Here is a 19,621-nt window from a genome sequence, read left to right on the forward strand (position 1 = left end):
AACGTGACGGAGCGGGACCCCCTCAGCACGTACCGCGCACGCGCTGGGCGCGAGCCGAGGCATAGAGACATACGGCCGCGGCCGTCGCGAGGTTCAGACTCTCGGCCTTTCCGTGGATCGGCACCCGGACCACCGCGTCCGCGAGGGCGCGGGTCTCGGCCGGCAGCCCCCACGCCTCGTTGCCGAAGATCCAGGCGGTGGGCCCGCCCATGGTGCCCGCGTCCAGCTCGTCGTCCAGGTCGTTCTCGCCCGCGCCGTCGGCGGCCAGGATCCGTACGCCCGCGTCCCGGAGCCCCTGGACCGCCCGTTCCGCGGGGACGCCGACAACGACCGGCAGATGGAAGAGCGAGCCGACCGACGCCCGGACCGATTTGGGGTTGTAGAGATCGACGGAGGCGTCGGTGAGGACGACGGCGTCGGCGCCCGCCGCGTCGGCGCAGCGCAGCACCGTACCGGCGTTCCCGGGGTCGCGGACATGCGCCAGTACGGCGACGAGCCGGGGCCTGGCGCCCAGGATCTCCTCGAAGGGCGAGTCGAGGAACCGGCACACCCCGAGCAGCCCCTGCGGCGTGACGGTCTGGGACACCTCGGCGAGCACCGCGTCGGGCGCGAAGTGCACCCGGGCCCCGGTGGCACGGGCGGCCTCGACGATGTCGGCGTACCGCTCGGCGGCCTCGACGGTGGTGAACAGCTCGATGAGCGTGGGCTCCCCGCCGTCACCGCGATGGGCCACCGCTTCCCGTACGGCCTGCGGCCCCTCGGCGATGAACCGGCGTTCCTTGCCGCGGAACGCCCGCTTGGCCAGTCTCCTGGCGGCCGTGACACGCGGGGAACGCGGGGAGATCAGCTCGGGGGTGCCCATGGACGGCGGTTCTCACTTCTCGTATGGGACGTACGGACGCGGGGGTACGCGTGGAAAGCGCCGGACCCGCAGGCGCGATGCCTGCGGGTCCGGCGGGAAGTACGGCGGCCTGACGGGATCAGGCGGCGGCCTTCGGGGCGTTGACATCGCTCGGGAGGGCCTTCTGGGCGACCTCTACGAGCGCGGCGAACGCGCTGGAGTCATTGACGGCCAGCTCGGCGAGGATCTTGCGGTCCACCTCGACGTTGGCGGCCTTCAGACCCTGGATGAAGCGGTTGTAGGTGATGCCGTTGGCGCGGGCAGCGGCGTTGATCCGCTGGATCCACAGCTGACGGAAGTCGCCCTTGCGCTTCTTGCGGTCGTTGTAGTTGTAAACGAGGGAGTGGGTGACCTGCTCCTTCGCCTTCCGGTACAGACGCGAGCGCTGGCCGCGGTAACCGCTGGCCGCCTCGAGGATTGCCCGGCGCTTCTTGTGGGCGTTGACTGCCCGCTTGACGCGTGCCACGTGTTAACTCCTTGTAGCTGGGTCACGGGTGGTGGCGTGACCCAAGAACGGCTTGGTCCCTGTAGGTGTCCCGGCCCCGCCCGGTCGGCGGGACGCGCGGACTACAGGCCGAGAAGCTTCTTCGCCTTGGCGGCGTCGCCCGGCGCGAGCTCGACGGTGCCGGCGAGGCGGCGCGTCAGCGTCGAGGGCTTGTGCTCCAGGTAGTGGCGACGGCCGGCGCGCTGCCGGAGCACCTTGCCCGAGCCGGTCACGCGGAAGCGCTTCTTTGCACCGCTGTGCGTCTTGTTCTTCGGCATGGCGCCGCTCTCTCCTCGTCAGTGGCGCTCCCAGCCGGCCGGTCGGCCGGCGCTCGGGAGCGTCATATCCCTGTATGTGGTTCTGGTCCGGACCGGATCCGAGGCGCCGCCTGTCGGCGCCCCCCCGGATCACGCTTCGGAAGATGCCTCGGCCGGAGCCTCGGCCGCGGTGTCCGCGGATTCCTCGGTCGCGTACCCCTGGCGCCCCGCCTTGCGGGCGGCCTGCGCCTCACGGGCCTCGGCCATGGCCTCGGTCTTCTTCTTGTGCGGGCCAAGAACCATGATCATGTTCCGGCCGTCCTGCTTCGGGTTCGACTCGATGAAGCCGAGCTCCTCGACATCCGAAGCGAGCCGCTGGAGCAGTCGGAAGCCCAGCTCGGGGCGGGACTGCTCACGACCACGGAACATGATCGTGATCTTGACCTTGTCACCCTGCTTGAGGAACCGGACGACATGACCCTTCTTGGTGTCATAGTCGTGCGGGTCGATCTTCGGCCGGAGCTTCATCTCCTTGATGACCGTGTGCGCCTGGTTCTTGCGCGCCTCACGGGCCTTCATGGCCGACTCGTACTTGAACTTCCCGTAGTCCATGAGCTTGCACACGGGCGGACGGGCGTTCGCCGCGACCTCGACCAGGTCCAGGTCGTACTCCTGCGCAAGCTCTAGGGCCTTGGCGAGCGGGACGATGCCCACCTGCTCGCCACTGGGACCGACAAGTCGCACTTCGGGAACGCGAATCCGGTCGTTGATGCGGGGCTCGGCGCTGATGGATCCTCCTCGGTAGCACCACACGACTGTCTGGCAGACAGCCGCGTAACGTCTCTGTATACGAACCAACCGCGGCGGAACATCAAAAATGCCCCGGACGGCACACAGGCAGGAGCTCCTCGAATACCGGAGCACCGCCGCGCGTATGCCACGGGGCGCATCGGGCGGTTCCATCGTCCGTACGGAACGATGGGCACCACCTGACCGGTGACCCGCCGCCCCTGAGGAGCGGCCAGGTGGGAGATCGGAGCCTCCACTTGTGGGCCGGGCACACACGTGTCCGACCGGTCGTTACACAAGGTTAGCAGCTCCTCGGGGGTGGTGCGAACCCCCGTGTACGACCCCGCTCCCGCGGCCGGGACCACTCGGGCGTACGCCTATCGTGTGGGGCATGAGCGACGCGACCTCCCCCCAGGAAACCCCCGGCTATGACGCCATGGCCCGCGACATCGCGGAAGTGCCCGCCGTCGAGGTGATCGTCACGGTCGCCGTGAATCTGATGAGTGCCGCCGCCGTCAAGCTCGGGCTGACCGAGGAGGGCGACGAGCACAAGGACCTGGACGAGGCGCGCAAGCTGGTGCACGCGCTGGCCGGGCTGATGGACGCGAGCGCGACGGAGATCAGCTCCTTCCACGCGGCTCCGCTGCGTGACGGGCTGAAGTCGCTCCAGCTGGCGTTCCGCGAGGCGTCGCTCGTGCCGGACGAGCCGGGGAAGGGCCCCGGTGAGAAGTACACGGGGCCGGTCTACGGCTGATCCGGCCGCTTACGTCACGCGCGTACGAAGAGGGGCTCGCCGGGTGGCGTGGCCTCGGCCGGCAGCAGTGCCAGGTCGAGTCCGCGTACCAGGCGGGCCCTGAGTACGTCATCGGCCGCGAGGGCTTCGGCGATCCTGCGGGCGGCCTCGGCCGGACGCGCCGCCGGGTCCAGCACGAGCGCGAGCGTGCCGTCCGCGCTGCCGGGGCCGAGATGCGCGCGCAGCACGGCGGGCTCGGCGGCGACGGCGGACCGTACCGCCGCGCTGACGGCGGGATCGGCGAGCGGATCGGTGCTGGTGCGGCCCTCGGCGAGCGCGACCAGCGCGGGGCCGGTGAGCTGGTACGCGACGGGGCCCGCGAGATCGATCACGACCGTGTCCGCCCGCTCGTGCGCAGCGGCCTGGAGCGCCTGCCGCAGGGGTACGGCGACGGGCCGGGCCTCCGGGTTCCAGCGGGCCAGCGACGCGACGGAGGTGAAGGCCGGCAGCGCGCGGCGGTCGCCCGCCTGGAGGGTCGGCACGGCCATGTCGCTGGTCTTCTCGCGGCGCAGGCCGGTCTCCTCGTCCTCCTCCGTCTCACCGAGCACGGCGACCACGGGAACCAGCAGCCGGGCGTCCTTGAGAGCCGCCAGGACGCGCGGTTCGGCCGACCGGTCCCCGGCCCAGGCGGCGAGGGCCGCCGTCAGCTCGGGAGCGGCGGTGCCGTCGTCGTCGGAGAAAGCGGGGTCGGGGATGTTCTTGAGGGCCACGGGACGAGCCTAAGGGGCCCGTGGGGACGTACGGTCGTCGGGTGGATCTCTCGGTCGCGGTGTACGACCTGGCAGGCGGGGGCGCGTGGGCGTCCGGCGAGGACCGGACGTATGTCACCGCGAGCGTGGTCAAGGTCGCGGTCCTGGCGGCGCTGTTGCTGCGGGCGCGGGACTCGGGGCGGTGGCTGACGGCCGGCGAGGCGCGCCTCGCGGAGGCCATGATCGAGCGCAGCGACAACGAGGCGGCGACGGAGCTGCGGGCGGCGGCCGGGGGCGTGGCGGGACTGGACGCGGCGCATGCCAGGCTCGGGATGACCCGGACGTCGGCGGCGCCCGCCTGGGGGCTCACCCGCACGACCGCGCGCGATCAGCTGACGCTGCTGAAGGCGGTGTTCGGCGGCGCGGATCCGGCGGCGGACGCCGTGACGGTCCCGGCGGCGGACGCCGGTCTTGACGAGAGGTCACGTCGCTATCTGGCGGGGCTGATGGGGCGGGTGGTGCCCGGACAGGACTGGGGCATCTCCGCGGCGACGGCGGACGGCGACTGGGCGCTCAAGAACGGCTGGCTGCCGCGCGGCGACCGCGGTCTGTGGGTCGTCCACTCGGTCGGGCGGGTACGGAACTGTCTGGTCGCCGTGCTGTCCGACGGCCATACGACAAAGGACGAGGGGATCGCGCGGGTCGAGGAGGCCGCCGTCAGCGCCGTACGACGGTTCGGCTGAGACCGCCGCGCCACAGCAGGACCGCGCAGGCCAGCAGCAGGGCTCCGGCGCCGCCCGCTGTGGGGGCGAGCCAGGCGGCGGGTTCCGAGTCCTCGCGCGGGGCGTCGGGGCCGCTGCCGAAGTACTGCTTGTCGTACCCGTCGGCGCCCGCGGCCTCGCTCTTCAGATCCGTACGGGAGAGCTTGGCCCCGGCCTTGATCGCGGCGGCGGGATCGACCAGACCGTGCCCGCGGGCGTCGTCATGACCGTCCTGCGGCGCGTCGCGCGCGGTGTCCGCGAGGAGCTTCTTGATCTGCGCCGGGGTGAGATCGGGGTGCGCGGAGCGTACGAGCGCGACGGCGCCGGAGACGAACGCGGCGGCGGCGCTGGTGCCCCAGCCCTCGTAGTAGCGGCGGTCAGGATCGGCGATGACCACATTGACGCCGGGTGCGCTGACGGTGGCGTACCAGCGGCGGGTGGAGAACGCGGCGCGCGTCCCGTACTCGTCGACGGCCGTCACCGCGATCACCCCGGGATAGGCCGCGGGGTACGAGACGTGGTCGCCCTTCTCGCCGCCGTTCCCCGCCGAGGCGACGACGACGGCGCCCTTGGCCAGGGCGTACTGGACGGCCGCGTCCTCATCCGGCTCCGGATGGGCGGACTCGCTGTCGTCGCCGAGGGAGAGGTTGATGACGTCGGCGCCGTGGTCGGCGGCCCAGCGGATGCCTTCGGCGAGGGCGCCGCCCTTGGAGGAACGGGCCTTGGCGCGGGCGGGGTCGGTGCCTTCGAGGATGACGCGCACGGGGAGGATCTTCGCCTCGGGCGCGATCCCGAGGACGCCGTCGGCGCGGTTGGGGCCATGTCCGTGTCCGGCGATGATGCCGGCCATGGCGGTGCCGTGCCGGGCCCAGGCGCGATCGCCGCTGCGCGCCCCGAAGCCGATCAGATCCCGGCCGGGCAGCACCTGTCCCTCCAGGTCGGGATGGGTGGCGTCGACACCGGTGTCCAGGACGGCGACGGTGATGCCCCTGCCCTGCGCGGTGCGCCACGCCTCCTCGGTGTGCATGGCGTCGAGGGCCCACTGCTGCGCCCGGATCGCGTCGGCGTGCGCCGGAGGGGCGGCGACGAACAGCAGGACGGACGCGGCGGCGAGGGTGGCGGCGAGGCGGTGGCGGCGCGCGGGACGGCCGGGAGGGTTCTGGGGTGCCGCGGTTCGCGACGGTGTCGGGAGCATGTGCGCACCGGGAGGGTTCGGAGTCGTACCGGGAGCGTTCGGAGTCATGGAGAGGCCGCCGTTCGCTCGCTGACGGTCTTGCGCAGACCTCGTTCTATCCGGTCCGCGATGCCCTTGGCCTCGTGGCCGAGTCCGGACTGCGCGGGCGCGGTCGTGGCGCCCTTGGCCATGGCCTTGTCGACGGGCTGGGGAGCGGCGATCTTCCGTCCGTCGGCGAAGCCGGAGACGGCGAACACGACGACGGGCGCCTCGGTGAGCACGTTCACCGTCCAGCTCGCGCGCTGGGCGTCACCGAACCCGCCCGCGACGGTGCCCTTGACGGGGAACGTACGGGGCATCAGATCGGCGCGTTCATCAAGGCTCTCGTCGTGGAACCGGCTGCGCAGGGTGTCCATCGCGAGGGCGTCGGCCTGGGTGAAGACCAGACCGACGGTGGTGACGTTGCTGGACGTGGCGTCGACGTAGGTCGCGCGCAGCACGCGCGCGCAGCCGACCGGGCGCAGCGTTCCGAGGAGCAGCGGGTCGAGGGTGCCGGCGCAGCCGCTGTCCGGTGCGACGCCGATCCTCGTCCACTCACGGTCCGCTCCGCCGGGCCCGGCACCGTCCCCCGCGAGGGTGCGGGGGAAGAGGGTGTCGACGGGCACGCTGTGCCAGAGGCCGCGCGCGGTGGCGAAGGTGTCCCGGGCGGCGGGGTCGGCGGCCGAGTCCCCGGTCAGCCAGCTCCCGGTGGCGGCGCCGCCGATCAGCCCGAGCCCGAGCACGACGCAGGCGACGGCGGCGGCGACCCTGAGGAGATGATGCCGGGAGGGCACGGGGAGCAGCCTGGGGGCGGTCTCCTCGGGCGTCTCGGAACGCTGCCCGGCCCAGGGGTAGGGGTACGACGGCGGTGGCAGGGTCCCGGGCGGGTGCGGGGGCACGCTTTGGGGTACGGGCGGCGCGGAAGGCCGGGGCGGAACGCGCGGCACCGCTCCGGTGGGAGCCGGGGGCACCGGCCGCAGCCGAGTGGTGGTCTCGACGGGCGTCGGCGCGGGCGTAGTGCCGGTGGGCGCGGGGGGCACCGGCCGGAGCCGGGTGGTGGTCTCGACGGGCGTCGGCGCGGGTGCTGTGCCGGTGGGCGCGGGAGGCACCGGCCGGAGCCGGGTCGTGGTCTCGACGGGCGTCGGCGCGGGTGCTGTGCCGGTGGGCGGTGCCGGGGGTGCGGTGGTGGGTGCCGGGGCCGCTGTCGGGGCCGTTGTCCGCGTCGGGGGTGCCGCCTGCGCCGGGGTGCCGGCCGTGCGCGGGGCCGGGGCCGGGGTCGCTGCCGAGGGCGGATTCGCTGCCGGGGCCGGGGACTTGGCGGCCGGTGGAGCGGGCGTTCCGGACGGCGGTGCCGGTATCCGCACCGGCTCGGGCGGGGGCAGCAGCGCGTCGGAGATCCGTGATCTCGGCGGGCGCGGGGCGTCGGACGGCGCGTCCTCCCCGGACTTGGCCGTTCCGGACTCCGGCGCGGGCGGTGGTGTCGCGGGGCGGGGTGGTACGGGAGCGCGTCGCGCTTCGGTACTCATCCGTCCCCCTGTGCCACCTGTGCAGACCAGTCCCACCACATACCGATCGCCGTACGGAACAGGCCCGTTCGACGCGGCGTGTGCGTCACTCTACGGGGTGGAGCGGGCCCGGCGGGACCGGCCGCGAAGGCCCGTGCCGATCTGGCCCGGATCATCCCCCTACCGTGCGGTAATCCCGTCTGGCAAGCTCGGTCCATGACTCCGCGCGCCACTGACCGGGCACGGTACGACCGCGCCACCGCTCATCTCGACGCCCCCCTCGCCCTGGTCGATCTCGAAGCGTTCGACGCCAACGCGGACGATCTCGTCCGGCGGGCGGCGGGCAAGCCGATCCGGGTGGCGAGCAAGTCGGTGCGCTGCCGCGCGCTGCTGGAACGTGTGCTGGGGCGCGACGGCTTCGCGGGGATCATGTCGTTCACGCTGGCCGAATCGCTGTGGCTGGCGCGGGCCGGGTTCGAGGACGTGCTTCTCGCCTATCCGTCGGCGGACCGCGCCGCCTACGCGGAGCTGGCCGCCGATCCCAAGCTCGCCGCCGCTGTCACCGTGATGATCGACGACCCGGCGCAGCTGGATCTCATCGACGCGGCGCGGGACGGCGGACGTGAGGAATTCCGGATCTGTCTTGAACTGGACACGGCCTTGCGGCTGTTCGGCGGACGGGTCAGGATTGGTGCACTGCGCTCCCCGCTGCGCGAGCCGGCCCAACTGGCCGAGCTCGCCAGATCGATAGCCCGACGCCCCGGATTCCGGCTGGTCGGGCTCATGGCATACGAAGGACATGTGGCCGGGGTAGGGGACGCCCTGGCAGGACGGCCGCTGAGGTCGCGTGCGATCCGGCTGATGCAGTCCGCGGCCCGCAAGGAGCTGGCGGAGCGGCGCGCGGCGGTGGTGCGCGCGGTGCGGGCCGTCGCGCCGGAGCTGGAGTTCGTCAACGGCGGCGGCACGGGCAGCGTCCAGCACACGGCGGCCGAGGAGGCGGTGACGGAGATCGCCGCGGGCTCGGGGCTCTACGTACCACGGCTCTTTGACAACTACACATCGTTCACGGGCCGTCCGGCGGCGCTCTTCGCCCAGCCCGTGGTGCGCAGGCCGGGTGTCGGGGTGGTGACCGTGCTCGGTGGCGGCTATCCGGCCTCGGGGGCGCCGGGGGCGGACCGGCTGCCCGTGCCGTATCTGCCCGAAGGGCTGCGCTACGACGGGCAGGAGGGGGCCGGTGAGGTGCAGACCCCGCTGCTCGGGCCGGCCGCCGACGATCTGCTGATCGGCGACAAGGTGTGGTTCCGGCATGCCAAGGCGGGTGAACTGTGCGAGCGTTTCGACACGTTGCAGCTGGTCGAGGGCGACCGGGTGGTGGCGGCCGTGCCGACGTACCGGGGTGAGGGCCGCACGTTCCTCTGAAGGTGTTCCTCTGAACACGCTCCTCCGGGGGCGCGCGTCAGGGGCCGATGGAGCTGCCCACGCCGCCCGAGACATCTCCGATCGGGCGGATGCCCTCGGTGATCGTGTCCATCAGGGCGAGCGGCGGGCCCTCCGTGCCTTTGTCGAAGGCGAAGCGCACGACGATCAGGGACTCGGTCCCGGAGGTCGACGGGAAGACCAGCGACTGGACATAGCCACCGGGGCCCGCGCCGGTGGTGACCTGCCACCGCACCAGATATCCGGTGCGTCCCGCGACCACGGCGGACTCGGACGCGAGCACCTTGTGGGACGTGATGCCGCCGTAGTGGCGGTCGCCGAGGGCGGTCTCCTCGTAGGTGGCGTCGGCCGCCCTGGAGATGTCCTTCTTGGCCAGGGCCTCGGCGGAGAACCCATCACTCTCGCTGGTGCTGCGGGAGGTGACCGTACCCCAGCGGCAGAACCGCCCGGAGTCGTGCGGGCAGTCGTAGGTGTCCACGGTCGTCATGGTGACGACGTCGTCGACCGTGGACTCGGGCCGCTCCCAGCCCTGTGGGATCGGCAGTGTGATGCCGTTCAGCTGGTCGACAAGGACTCTGGGGTCTTCGCCGGGTGTCGCGCCCCCGGGCGTCGTGTCGGGGGTGCCGCTGCTCTTCTCCTGTGCCGGGGAGGGCGCGGACGTGCCGCCTCCCGTGGCCTGGGGCCGGCCCGCCGGTTCGTCGTCACCGAGCAGGGCGACTCCGGCGACGACGACCCCCACGAGGACGACCCCGGCGACAAGAACAGCGACCGGCCCGCCCCGCCTGCCGCCGCCGTCAGCCGGGCCGGCCGCGCCGAGCGGTCTGGTGTGCCCGGTCCAGGAAGTCCCGTCCCACCAGCGTTCGGTGGTGGGGACACCTGGATCGGGATACCAGCCCGGCGGGGTCGTCATGCTCATCCGTCCACCCTAGAGGTGGCTCCATGGGCGGGGGCTAGACAGGTGTCACGTACGCGCCCGAGATACCGCCGTCGACGAGGAAGTCCGTGGCGTTCACGAACGAGGAGTCGTCACTGGCGAGGAAGGCGACCGCCGCCGCGATCTCGTCGGCCTCGGCGAACCGGCCGACCGGGATGTGCACGAGCCGGCGCGCGGCGCGCTCCGGGTCCTTGGCGAACAGCTCCTGCAACAGAGGGGTGTTGACGGGCCCCGGGCACAGCGCGTTCACCCGGATCCCCTCGCGGGCGAACTGCACGCCCAGCTCACGGGACATCGCGAGCACCCCGCCCTTGGACGCGGTGTAGGAGATCTGGGAGGTCGCCGCGCCCATGCGCGCCACGAAGGAGGCGGTGTTGATGATCGAGCCCCGGCCCTGCCGCCGCATATAAGGGATGGCCGCCTTGCAGCACAGATACACGGAGGTGAGGTTGACCTCCTGGACCTTGCGCCAGGCGTCCAGGCCGGTGGTGAGGATCGAGTCGTCCTCGGGGGGCGAAATGCCCGCGTTGTTGAAGGCGATGTCGACGCTGCCATAGGTCTCGTGGGCGATCCTGAACAGGGCGTCGACCTCGTCGGCGTTGGTGACATCGACGCGTACGAAGGTGCCGTCGACCTGTTCGGCCACGGCCTTGCCCGCGGTCTCGTCGATATCGCCGCAGACGATATGCGCGCCCTCGGCGGCGAGTCGGCGCGCGGTGGCCAGGCCGATGCCGCTGCCGGCTCCGGTGATCACGGCGGTGCGGCCGACCAGGCGGCGGCAGATGGCGTCGTTGGTGGGGGCGGTCATGATGGCTCAGGCCTCCGTGCTGATGAAGACGTTCTTGGTTTCGGTGAAGGCGGCCAGGGCATCGGGGCCCAGTTCGCGGCCGAGTCCGGACTGTTTGTAGCCGCCGAACGGTGTCCCGTACCGGACGGCACTGTGCGAGTTGACGGAGAGATTGCCGGCGGCGACGGCACGCGAGACCCGCAGGGCGCGGCCCACGTCGCGGGTCCATACCGACCCGGCGAGCCCGTAGTCGGTGGCGTTGGCGAGCCGGACGGCGTCTTCCTCGTCGTCGAAGGGCAGGACGACCGCGACCGGGCCGAAGACCTCCTCGGTGGCGACCGGGGAGTCAACGGCGGCATCGGTGAGGACCGTCGGCGGGAACCAGAATCCTGGCCCCTCGGGCGCGCTGCCGCGGATGCCCTTCGCGCCGTCGGGTACGTACGACCGTACGCGCTCCAGCTGGACCGCCGAGATCAGGGGCCCCATCTGGGTCTTCTCGTCGGACGGATCGCCGACGACGACCGACTCGACGGCGGGGGCGAGCAGTTCCAGGAACCGGTCGTGGACCTCGCGCTGGACGAGGATGCGGGTACGGGCGCAGCAGTCCTGTCCGGAGTTGTCGAGGAAGGCCATGGGGGCCGTCGCGGCGGCCAGGTCGAGATCGGAGTCGGCGAAGACGATATTGGGGCTCTTGCCGCCGAGTTCGAGGGTCACGCGCTTCAGCAGCGCGCTGCCCTTCGCCATGATCTGCTTGCCGACACGGGTGGATCCGGTGAAGACGATCTTGGCGACGCCCGGGTGCTCCACCAGCGCGTTGCCCGCGATGTCGCCCGCTCCGGGAAGGACCTGGAAGAGATGCTCGGGAAGCCCGGCCTCCAGGGCGAGTTCGGCCAGCCGCAGCGCGGTGAGCGGGGTGGTCTCGGCGGGCTTGAGCAGCACCGCGTTGCCCGCCGCGAGCGCGGGTGCGGTGCCCCAGGCGGCGATCGGCATGGGGAAGTTCCACGGGGCGATCACGCCGACGACGCCGAGTGGTTCCAGAAGGGTGATGTCGAGTCCGCCCGCGACCGGGATCTGCCGGCCGGTCAGCCGCTCCACTCCCCCGGCGCTGTAGTCCAGGAGATCGCGGACGTTGGCCGCCTCCCAGCGGGCGTTGCCGAGGGTGTGCCCCGCCTCGCGGACCTCCAGCCGGGCCAGTTCCTCGTTGTGTTCGTCGACGACGACGGCGAAGCGGCGCAGCAGCCGCGCGCGGTCGGCGGGGGCGGCCGCCGCCCAGCCGCGTTGGGCCGCCGCGGCCCGGCGTACCGCCGTGTCGACCTCCGCCGCGGTCGTCGCGGCGACCGTCGCGATGGTCTCGCCGGTGGCGGGGTTGAGGATCTGATGTCCGGCGGCGTGGTGTTCGTGCACGTCGTTCCTCACAGACGTTCGAAGGAGCGGCGAAGCTCCCAGTCGGTCACCGCGGCGTCGAAGGCCTTGACCTCGACGCGCGCCATATTGCGGTAGTGCGCCACGACCTCGTCACCGAAGGCCGCGCGCGCGATGGGGCTGTTCTCCCAGAGCTCGGCGGCTTCGCGCAGGGTGGTCGGGACCTGTTCGTAGATGGACGTATAGGCGTTGCCCGCGCAGGGTTCGGGGAGCTCCAGCTCGTTCTCGATGCCGTACAGACCGGCGGCGACCATGCCCGCGACGGCGAGATGCGGATTGACGTCACCGCCGGGGAGACGGTTCTCGAAGCGCAGGGACCGGCCGTGGCCGACCACCCGCAGTGAACAAGTGCGGTTGTCGTAGCCCCAGGCGACGGCGGTGGGGGCGAAGGATCCCGGCTGGAAGCGCTTGTAGGCGTTGATGGTGGGCGCGTACAGCAGGGAGAAGTCCCGGAGCGCGGCGAGCTGACCGGCCAGGAAGTGGCGCATCACGGGCGACATCCCACCGGGCCCGTCCCCGGCCATGACGTTGGTGCCGTCCTCGTCCTGGAGCGAGAGATGGATATGGCAGGAGTTGCCCTCGCGCTCGTTGTACTTGGCCATGAAGGTGAGCGAGACGCCCTCCTGGGAGGCGATCTCCTTGGCGCCGTTCTTGTAGATGGCGTGCTGGTCGCAGGTGACGAGGGCTTCGTCGTACTTGAAGGTGATCTCGTGCTGGCCGGGGTTGCACTCGCCCTTGGCGGACTCGACGGTCAGTCCGGCCGCGCCCATCTCCTTGCGGATCCGGCGCAGCAGCGGTTCGACACGGCCGGTGCCGAGGATGGAGTAGTCGACGTTGTACTGGTTGACGGGGGTCAGTCCGCGGTAGTGGCTGTCCCAGGCCTGCTCATAGGTGTCCTTGAAGACGAGGAACTCCAGCTCCGTACCGGCGTGCGCGGTGTAGCCGAGCGCGGCGAGGCGCTCCAGCTGGCGGCGGAGGACCTGGCGGGGCGCGGCGACGACGGGCGTGCCGTCGTTCCAGGTGAGGTCGGCGATGACCATGGCCGTGCCGTCGTTCCAGGGGACGCGCCGCAGGGTGGAGAGGTCGGGGCGCATCGCGAAGTCGCCGTAGCCATGGTCCCAGGAGGACATCGCGTATCCGTCGACGGTGTTCATCTCGGTGTCGACGGCGAGGAGATAGTTGCAGCCCTCGGTGCCGTGCTCCAGAACGTCGTCAAGGAAGAACTGTGCGGCGAACCGCTTTCCCTGGAGTCTGCCCTGCATGTCGGGGAAAGCCAGGACGACCGTGTCGATCTCGCCGCCCTCCACGAGGACGCGCAGCTCCTCGACACGGAGCGGGGGTGTGCGGTCTGCCACGGGATTACTCCTCCTTCGGTCAGCCGGAAGCCATAAGGTATTCCTGAAGACCTTTGATTGGGAAGGGGAAACGGCCACGTGGCGACAACGGACGAGCCGATGGACCCGCCGGACGCGGACCCGCTGACGCCGGTACTGCGTCCCGTGCGGGCGGGAAACGGCTTCGAGGAGGCGCTGGAGCAGATCCTCCAGGTGGTACGGCTCGGGCTGGTGGCGAGCGGTGAACGGCTGCCCGCCGAGCGGGAGCTGGCCGAGCGGCTGCGCATCAGCCGGGTCACGCTGCGCGAGGTCCTCAAGGTGCTTCAGGATCAGGGCCTGCTGGAGAGCCGGCGTGGCAGATACGGCGGCACGTTCGTACGGCCACGCCCCGACGCGCGGGCCCGGGGGGCGGAGGAGGAGCTGCGGCGCCGGGTGGCGGGCGTGGACATCGAGGACGTACTGCGCTTCCGCGAGGTGCTTGAGGTGGGCGCGGCCGGGCTGTGCGCGGCGCATGGGCTCACCGGCGATCAGCCGGACCGGCTGCGCTCCGCGCTGGCCGCGACGCAGGACGCGCCGTTGACGGAGTACCGCAGGCCGGACACGATGCTGCATCTCACGCTCGCCGAGCTGTCCGGCTCCGCGACCCTGACCGCGCAGTACGCCGCCGTGCGGGCGACGGTGAACGATCTGCTGGACTGCATCCCGCTGCTGGTACGGAATCTGGAGCACTCGCAGCAGCAGCACACGGCGCTGGTCGAGGCAGTGCTCGACGGCGACGCGGACGGGGCGCGCGAGATCGCGCGCGAGCACTGCGGCGGTACGGCGGCGCTGCTGCGCGGCTTTCTGGCCTGAGCGCGCGGCCGCGCGGCCCGACCCGGCGACCCGGCGGCCGGGGCCGCAGGCCGGCTCCCCCGGGCCGGTGGCTTTCCGGATCCGTAACAGCTGTTTAACGCGTGGGTCTTGCGCCGGGCCGCTCATGGAGCAAAGGTATGGCCCCACACCATTACTCCGAGGCAGGAGCGGATCATGTCCGAAGGCACGGACTCGCGCGTCCCACCGGCCGCCGCGGCCGACGGGGCCGCCGAGCGGGACACGCCCCAGGGAGACGCCGAGTATCTGCGACGACGCATGCTGCGCCGGGGCAGCGCGGGCTGGCTGCTGCTCACCGGCCTCGGGGTCGCCTATGTCGTCTCCGGTGACTTCTCGGGATGGAACATCGGTCTCTCCCAGGGGGGCTTCGGCGGTCTCGCGATCGCCACACTGCTGATGGGGGTGATGTACGCCTGTCTGGTCTTCTCGCTCGCCGAACTGTCCGCCATCCTGCCCACCGCGGGCGGCGGTTATGGTTTCGCCCGGCGCGCGCTCGGCACCTGGGGCGGCTTCCTGACCGGTACGGCCATCCTCATCGAGTACATCCTCGCGCCGGCCGCCATCTCCATCTTCATCGGCGAATATGTCGAGTCCCTCAACCTCTTCGGCCTGACGGCCGGCTGGCCGGTCTATCTCGCCTGCTTCGTGGTCTTCATCGGGATCCATCTCTGGGGTGTGGGCGAGGCGCTGCGCTTCAGTCTGGTGGTGACGGCGATCGCGGTGGCCGCGCTGCTGATCTTCGCGGTCGGGGCCTTGACCGAGTTCGACGCCAGTGGTCTCAATGACATCCCCGTCGACCAGGACGCGTTCGGCTCCGGGTCCTGGCTGCCGTACGGAGTCCTGGGCATCTGGGCGGCCTTCCCCTTCGGTATGTGGTTCTTCCTGGGGGTGGAGGGCGTACCGCTGGCCGCCGAGGAGGCCAAGGACCCGGTCCGGTCGATGCCGAAGGCGCTGTCGATCGCCATGGGCGTGCTCGTACTGCTCGCGCTGATCACCTTCTTCGCGGCGACGGGGGCCCGCGGTTCGGCCGCCGTCCAGGACGCTGGCAATCCGCTGGTGGTCGCGCTCCAGGGGGACGGGGATCCGACCGCGCTGAGCCGGTTCGTGAACTACGCGGGTCTCGCGGGGCTCGTGGCCTCCTTCTTCTCCCTCATCTACGCCGGGTCCCGGCAGTTGTTCGCGCTGTCCCGCGCGGGCTATCTGCCCCGGTTCCTGTCCCTCACGAGCGGCCGCAAAGCCCCCTATCTGGGTCTGCTGATCCCGGGCGCGATCGGTTTCGCCCTCGCGGCGGGCACCGGCGACGGCGGCCGGATGCTCAATGTCGCGGTGTTCGGCGCGACGATCTCGTACGCGCTGATGGCGCTGTCGCATCTCGTGCTGCGCCGCCGCGAGCCCGAGCTGCCCCGCCCCTATCGCACGCCCGGCGGCATGCTCACCTCGGGCGTCGCCTTCGTACTCGCGCTGTCGGCGCTGGTCGCGACGTTCCTGGTGGACAAGGACGCGGCGTTCATCGCGCTGGGCGTCTATGTCGTCGCCCTCGCCTACTTCACGTTCTACAGTCGGCACCGGCTGGTCGCGGCGGCCCCGGAAGAGGAGTTCGCGGCGCTGGCCGCGGCCGAGGCCGAGCTCGAACGAGACTGACGCGGACACATACGCGGACACATACGCGATCGCGCACGAGAACGACGAACGAGGAACGACGGAGGCCGGATCGATGAAGCCGCTCATCGGCGTCAGCACCTATCTGGAGAAGTCCGCCGCGTGGGGCGTCTGGGAACTGCCGGCGGCGCTGCTGCCGGCCGGTTATCCCGGGCTCGTCCAGCGCGCGGGCGGGCTGGCCGCGATGCTGCCGCCGGACGATCCGTCGGCCGCGGCCCGGATGGTGGCGCGGCTCGACGGGGTGGTGATCGCGGGCGGTCCCGATGTGGAGCCCGTACGGTACGGGGCCGAGCGGGACCCCCGTACCGGACCGCCCGCCCGGGAGCGGGACGCCTGGGAACTGGCCCTGATCGACGCCGCGTTGGCCTCCGGCACGCCCCTGCTGGGGATCTGCCGGGGGATGCAGCTGCTCAATGTGGCGCTCGGCGGGACGCTCCGCCAGCATGTGGACGGCCATACCTCACCGGTGGCCGGTACCTTCGGCGAGCATCCGGTGACGCCGGTGGCGGGCACTCGCTACGGCGCTCTGGTGCCGGAGGAGTTCACCGTACCGACGCACCATCACCAGACCGTGGACAGTCTCGGGAAGGGGCTGACCGTCTCGGCGGTCGCGGCGGACGGCACGGTCGAGGCGGTCGAACTGCCCGGTCCTCACTGGGTCCTGGGTGTTCAGTGGCATCCCGAGATGGCCGATGACACCCGTGTCATGACCGCACTGGTCGAAGCGGCCGCCGCCCCGGACGCGCACTCCGGGCCCTGACGGGTCACGTGAACCGGCGGCCCTGAAGGGCCCCACGGACCAGCCGGTCAGTCCAGCGGACCGGCCGGTCAGTCCAGCGGACCAGCCGGTCAGTCCAGCGGACCGGCCGGTCAGTCCAGCGGACCGGCCGGTCAGTCCAGGGTTCCGCGTGTCAGGGACAGCAGGTCGCGGGCCGGGCCCGCGGGGCGGTTGCCGACCGGCCAGACCGCGCGCAGATCACGGCGGAGCCGGATGCCCTCGACCGGCACCCTGACGAGCCGGCGGGCGGCCAGTTCCTCGCCGACCGCGAGTTCGCTCAGCACGCAGGGACCGGCCCCGCTCACCGCGGCGGCCTTCAGCGCGGTGGTGGAGGCCAGTTCGAGCAGCGGCACGGCGGGACCGCCGTACGCACGGAGCCCGGCGTCCAGTACCTGACGAGTGCCGGAGCCCGGTTCGCGCAGGATCAGCGGGGTCGCGGCCAGCTCCGCCGGGTCGAGCGGGGTACGGCGGCGGGCCCAGGGATGGCCGGGGGCCGCGACCACCAGCAGCCGGTCATGGCCGATGACGGCGGAGTCGAGCCCCTCCGGCGCGGCCACCCCCTCGACGAAGCCGAGGTCCGCCTCATGGCTGAGCAGCCGCTCGGCCACCGCCACGGAGTTTCCCGCGTGCAGCGAGACGGCGGTGTCCGGCCGGGCCCGGCGGAGCGCTATCAGCCAGCCGGGCAGCAGATACTCGGCGATCGTCATCGAGGCGGCGACCCGCAGCCGCGAGTCCCGGCGGTCGCGCAGCGCCTGCGCCCCCGCGTCGAAGGCCTCGGCGGCCTCCACCACGCGGCGGGCCCAGTCGGTGACGAGCGTGCCGGCGTCGGTGAGCCGGGAGCCGCGCGGTGAACGGTCCACCAGCGCCACCCCGAGCAGCCGCTCCATGGCCCGGATCCGGCTGCTGGCGGCGGGCTGGGAGATCCCGAGCTCGCGGGCGGCCCGGCCCAGACTGCCGAGCCTGGCCACGGCGAGCAGCAGTTCCAGCGCGCCGAGATCCGGCACCCGGTGGGCGAGCTGAGCGGCGAGCGGTCCATCGGTCATAAGTCCAGGTTATGACCTCATAGAGACAGCGGGGCTGGTGGGGGCCGTATGCGACGGCGAGGGTGGAAGCCATGACCACCCTCGCGCACCCCACCACCCTCGCCACGCGCACCACCGCGCGCGTACGGCTTCCGGCGCTCCGGTATCTCGGGCCCAATTGGTACGCGACAGTGATGGGTACGGCGATCGTGGCGAGTGCCGGTGCCGGGCTACCGCTGGAGATACCGGGGCTGCGGGCCGCCTGTGTCGTGGTGTGGGCGTTGTCGGCGGTGCTGCTCGCCGTCGTCCTGACCGCCCGCGCCGGGCACTGGCTGTACCACCGCGACCGGGCGCGCGCCGATCTGCTCGACCCGGCCGTGGCGCCGTTCTACGGCTGCGCGGCCATGGCGCTGCTGGCCGTCGGCGGCGCCACGCTGCTGGTGGGGCGCGATGTACTGGGCGAGCGGGCGGCGGTCGCCGTGGACGCGGTGCTGTTCGGCGCGGGGACGCTGCTCGGTCTCGTCGTCGCCGTGGCGATCCCGTATCTGATGGTCGTACGCCATCGCGTCGGCGCCGGGGACGCCTCGCCCGTCTGGCTGCTGCCGGTGGTGTCCCCCATGGTTTCGGCGGCGCTCGGCCCGCTGCTGGTGCCGCATCTGGCGGCGGGCCAGGGGCGCGAGGCGCTGCTGCTCGGCTGCTACGCCCTGTTCGGGGTGAGCCTGCTGGCGACGCTGATGATGCTGCCGCTGATCTTCGGCCGGCTGGTGGCGCACGGTCCGCTCCCGCTCGGGATGACCCCGCTGCTCTTTCTGGTGCTCGGTCCGCTGGGGCAGTCGACCACCGCCGTCAGCCAGCTGGCCGATGCGGCGCCCGGGGCGATCGGCGCTCCGTACGCGGGCGCGCTGGGCGCCCTCGCCGTGGTGTACGGGGTGCCGGTGATCGGGTTCGCCCTGCTGTGGCTGGCGCTGTCGGCGGCGCTGGTGGTACGGGCCGTCCGGCGCGGGATGCGGTTCACGATGACGTGGTGGGCCTTCACCTTCCCGCTCGGTACGTGTGTGACGGGCGCGGCGGGGCTGGGCCGGCACACCGGTCTGGTGGCCCTGGAGTGGCTGGCGGTGGGGCTGTACGCCCTGCTGGTGGCGGCCTGGTCGGCGGCCGGGTGGCACACACTGCGCGGGGTGATCGGCGGCACGCTGCCCGCGGCACCGCCGGTGCCGAGGCCGGCGGCGGTCCGTACCGGGTGAGGACGCGCCCGTCCACCAGTGCGGCGGTCCCCCCTCCGCGCCCTCAGCGCGGCGGATCGATGGTCGCGTCGATGTTCTCGGCGACGGCGACGACCAGGATGCGGGTGCCGGGCTCGGTGGCGCGCCAGCGGTGCCGTACGCCACCGGACAGATACAGCGTGTCACCGCGCTCCAGCCGGTAGGCCCGGCCCTCGGCCTCGACCTCCGCGGCGCCGTCGGCGATGTACATGACCTCGTCGTTGCGGTGCTGGTATTCGCGGCCGGTGTCCTGCTCACCGGTGAATTCCTTGGCGTTCAGCTGGTGCCCGCCGCGCACCACACGGCGGACCCCGGGCCCGGGGGCGGCTCGTACGACATCGACGGTACGGGCCGAGTCGGCGGCGGCGCGCAGCTGGGCGGGGGTCGTCTCCAGGGCGTCCGCCACCCGCTCCAATGAGCGGGTGCTCGGCCTGGCGCGCTCATTCTCGATCTGGCTGAGGAACGGGACGGACAGTCCGCTCCGGCCGGCGACCGCCGCCAGCGTCAGGCCCAGGGACCTGCGCCTCCTGCGGACGGCCGCGCCCACCCTGAGCGCTTCCTTGTCGTCCATGACTGGCTCCCTCCCGCCCGGATCGTCATCCTCTCAGAGTTGACGCCCGGACAAGAGCTGTCCTGCCTCACCCGGTGCCGGACCCGGCGAATCCGCCGTCCGTGCGCACACACGAGCGAAAGGGGACGTGTGGCCCCCTGGAACAATGATGCG

20 protein-coding genes are annotated in these 19,621 nt (G+C 72.1%); 7 read left to right on the plus strand and 13 right to left on the minus strand.

Annotated elements, in window-relative coordinates; genetic code table 11:
• Positions 1-22 precede the first annotated feature (22 nt).
• The 4 genes from ACFRKB_RS13590 to infC all read right to left on the minus strand — a co-directional run bounded on the left by ACFRKB_RS13590 (position 23) and on the right by infC (position 2,455).
• Positions 23-862: a TrmH family RNA methyltransferase gene (locus ACFRKB_RS13590; RefSeq protein WP_383105809.1), complete on the minus strand. Its 840-nt coding sequence runs from the start codon at positions 860-862 to the stop codon at positions 23-25.
• A gap of 118 nt (positions 863-980) precedes the next feature.
• Positions 981-1,367: a 50S ribosomal protein L20 gene (gene rplT, locus ACFRKB_RS13595; RefSeq protein WP_030355332.1), complete on the minus strand. Its 387-nt coding sequence runs from the start codon at positions 1,365-1,367 to the stop codon at positions 981-983.
• Between the two features lie 101 nt (positions 1,368-1,468).
• On the minus strand, positions 1,469-1,663 hold the full coding sequence (rpmI, locus tag ACFRKB_RS13600; protein WP_030355333.1) for a 50S ribosomal protein L35: 195 nt from the start codon (positions 1,661-1,663) through the stop codon (positions 1,469-1,471).
• 129 nt (positions 1,664-1,792) lie between these two features.
• Positions 1,793-2,455, minus strand: coding sequence for a translation initiation factor IF-3 (infC, locus tag ACFRKB_RS13605; RefSeq protein WP_365975446.1), 663 nt, complete (start codon positions 2,453-2,455; stop codon positions 1,793-1,795).
• A 367-nt stretch (positions 2,456-2,822) separates the two neighbouring features.
• On the opposite strand from infC, the gene ACFRKB_RS13610 reads away from it, so the two are divergent.
• Entirely contained in the window at positions 2,823-3,185 is a 363-nt protein-coding gene (locus ACFRKB_RS13610; RefSeq protein WP_030355335.1) for a DUF1844 domain-containing protein, read from the plus strand.
• Positions 3,186-3,199: 14 nt separating this feature from the next.
• Here the strand turns inward: ACFRKB_RS13610 and ACFRKB_RS13615 are convergent, their stop codons facing one another.
• Positions 3,200-3,934: an SseB family protein gene (locus tag ACFRKB_RS13615; RefSeq protein ID WP_383105811.1), complete on the minus strand. Its 735-nt coding sequence runs from the start codon at positions 3,932-3,934 to the stop codon at positions 3,200-3,202.
• 41 nt (positions 3,935-3,975) lie between these two features.
• On the opposite strand from ACFRKB_RS13615, the gene ACFRKB_RS13620 reads away from it, so the two are divergent.
• Positions 3,976-4,656 carry a serine hydrolase gene (locus tag ACFRKB_RS13620; protein ID WP_383105813.1) on the plus strand — a complete coding sequence of 227 codons (681 nt, stop codon included), beginning with the start codon at positions 3,976-3,978 and terminating at the stop codon, positions 4,654-4,656.
• On the opposite strand, the gene mycP is transcribed toward ACFRKB_RS13620, so the two are convergent.
• On the minus strand, positions 4,631-5,869 hold the full coding sequence (gene mycP / locus ACFRKB_RS13625; protein WP_383105815.1) for a type VII secretion-associated serine protease mycosin: 1,239 nt from the start codon (positions 5,867-5,869) through the stop codon (positions 4,631-4,633). The two genes, ACFRKB_RS13620 and mycP, sit on opposite strands and share 26 nt — an antisense overlap.
• A gap of 44 nt (positions 5,870-5,913) precedes the next feature.
• Positions 5,914-6,786 (minus strand): hypothetical protein, encoded by an 873-nt coding sequence (locus ACFRKB_RS13630; protein WP_383106040.1) that lies wholly within the window; start codon positions 6,784-6,786, stop codon positions 5,914-5,916.
• 822 nt (positions 6,787-7,608) lie between these two features.
• Here ACFRKB_RS13630 and ACFRKB_RS13635 point away from each other — a divergent pair.
• Positions 7,609-8,811, plus strand: coding sequence for an amino acid deaminase/aldolase (locus tag ACFRKB_RS13635; protein WP_383105817.1), 1,203 nt, complete (start codon positions 7,609-7,611; stop codon positions 8,809-8,811).
• Between the two features lie 37 nt (positions 8,812-8,848).
• Here ACFRKB_RS13635 and ACFRKB_RS13640 read toward each other — a convergent pair whose 3' ends face one another.
• Genes ACFRKB_RS13640 through ACFRKB_RS13655 form a run of 4 tightly spaced genes read right to left on the minus strand, consistent with a single transcriptional unit; the run spans position 8,849 to position 13,327 of the window.
• Positions 8,849-9,745, minus strand: coding sequence for a DUF2510 domain-containing protein (locus tag ACFRKB_RS13640; protein ID WP_383105818.1), 897 nt, complete (start codon positions 9,743-9,745; stop codon positions 8,849-8,851).
• 34 nt (positions 9,746-9,779) lie between these two features.
• A complete protein-coding gene (locus tag ACFRKB_RS13645) occupies positions 9,780-10,571 on the minus strand; it encodes a 3-oxoacyl-ACP reductase (RefSeq protein ID WP_365975456.1) in 792 nt (263 codons plus the stop codon).
• Between the two features lie 6 nt (positions 10,572-10,577).
• Positions 10,578-11,954, minus strand: coding sequence for an aldehyde dehydrogenase family protein (locus ACFRKB_RS13650; protein ID WP_383105820.1), 1,377 nt, complete (start codon positions 11,952-11,954; stop codon positions 10,578-10,580).
• Positions 11,955-11,962: 8 nt separating this feature from the next.
• Positions 11,963-13,327, minus strand: coding sequence for a glutamine synthetase family protein (locus ACFRKB_RS13655; RefSeq protein ID WP_383105821.1), 1,365 nt, complete (start codon positions 13,325-13,327; stop codon positions 11,963-11,965).
• A 99-nt stretch (positions 13,328-13,426) separates the two neighbouring features.
• On the opposite strand from ACFRKB_RS13655, the gene ACFRKB_RS13660 reads away from it, so the two are divergent.
• From ACFRKB_RS13660 to ACFRKB_RS13670, 3 genes are all read left to right on the plus strand, one after another.
• Positions 13,427-14,158, plus strand: coding sequence for a FadR/GntR family transcriptional regulator (locus tag ACFRKB_RS13660; RefSeq protein WP_383106041.1), 732 nt, complete (start codon positions 13,427-13,429; stop codon positions 14,156-14,158).
• A 174-nt stretch (positions 14,159-14,332) separates the two neighbouring features.
• Complete coding sequence (gene eat / locus ACFRKB_RS13665) at positions 14,333-15,817, plus strand: ethanolamine permease (protein ID WP_383105823.1); 1,485 nt, start codon at positions 14,333-14,335, stop codon at positions 15,815-15,817.
• 73 nt (positions 15,818-15,890) lie between these two features.
• Positions 15,891-16,595, plus strand: a complete 705-nt coding sequence (locus ACFRKB_RS13670; RefSeq protein WP_383105825.1) for a gamma-glutamyl-gamma-aminobutyrate hydrolase family protein — start codon at positions 15,891-15,893, stop codon at positions 16,593-16,595.
• A gap of 131 nt (positions 16,596-16,726) precedes the next feature.
• Here the strand turns inward: ACFRKB_RS13670 and ACFRKB_RS13675 are convergent, their stop codons facing one another.
• Positions 16,727-17,656 (minus strand): LysR family transcriptional regulator, encoded by a 930-nt coding sequence (locus tag ACFRKB_RS13675; protein WP_383105826.1) that lies wholly within the window; start codon positions 17,654-17,656, stop codon positions 16,727-16,729.
• 71 nt (positions 17,657-17,727) lie between these two features.
• Here ACFRKB_RS13675 and ACFRKB_RS13680 point away from each other — a divergent pair, with 71 nt between their 5' ends.
• Positions 17,728-18,879 carry a TDT family transporter gene (locus ACFRKB_RS13680; protein WP_383105828.1) on the plus strand — a complete coding sequence of 384 codons (1,152 nt, stop codon included), beginning with the start codon at positions 17,728-17,730 and terminating at the stop codon, positions 18,877-18,879.
• Positions 18,880-18,922: 43 nt separating this feature from the next.
• On the opposite strand, the gene ACFRKB_RS13685 is transcribed toward ACFRKB_RS13680, so the two are convergent.
• Positions 18,923-19,468 carry a helix-turn-helix domain-containing protein gene (locus tag ACFRKB_RS13685; protein ID WP_365975467.1) on the minus strand — a complete coding sequence of 182 codons (546 nt, stop codon included), beginning with the start codon at positions 19,466-19,468 and terminating at the stop codon, positions 18,923-18,925.
• Positions 19,469-19,621 lie beyond the last annotated feature (153 nt).

It is taken from the genome of Streptomyces scopuliridis (assembly GCF_042790125.1).
Lineage (GTDB): Bacteria > Actinomycetota > Actinomycetes > Streptomycetales > Streptomycetaceae > Streptomyces > Streptomyces scopuliridis_A.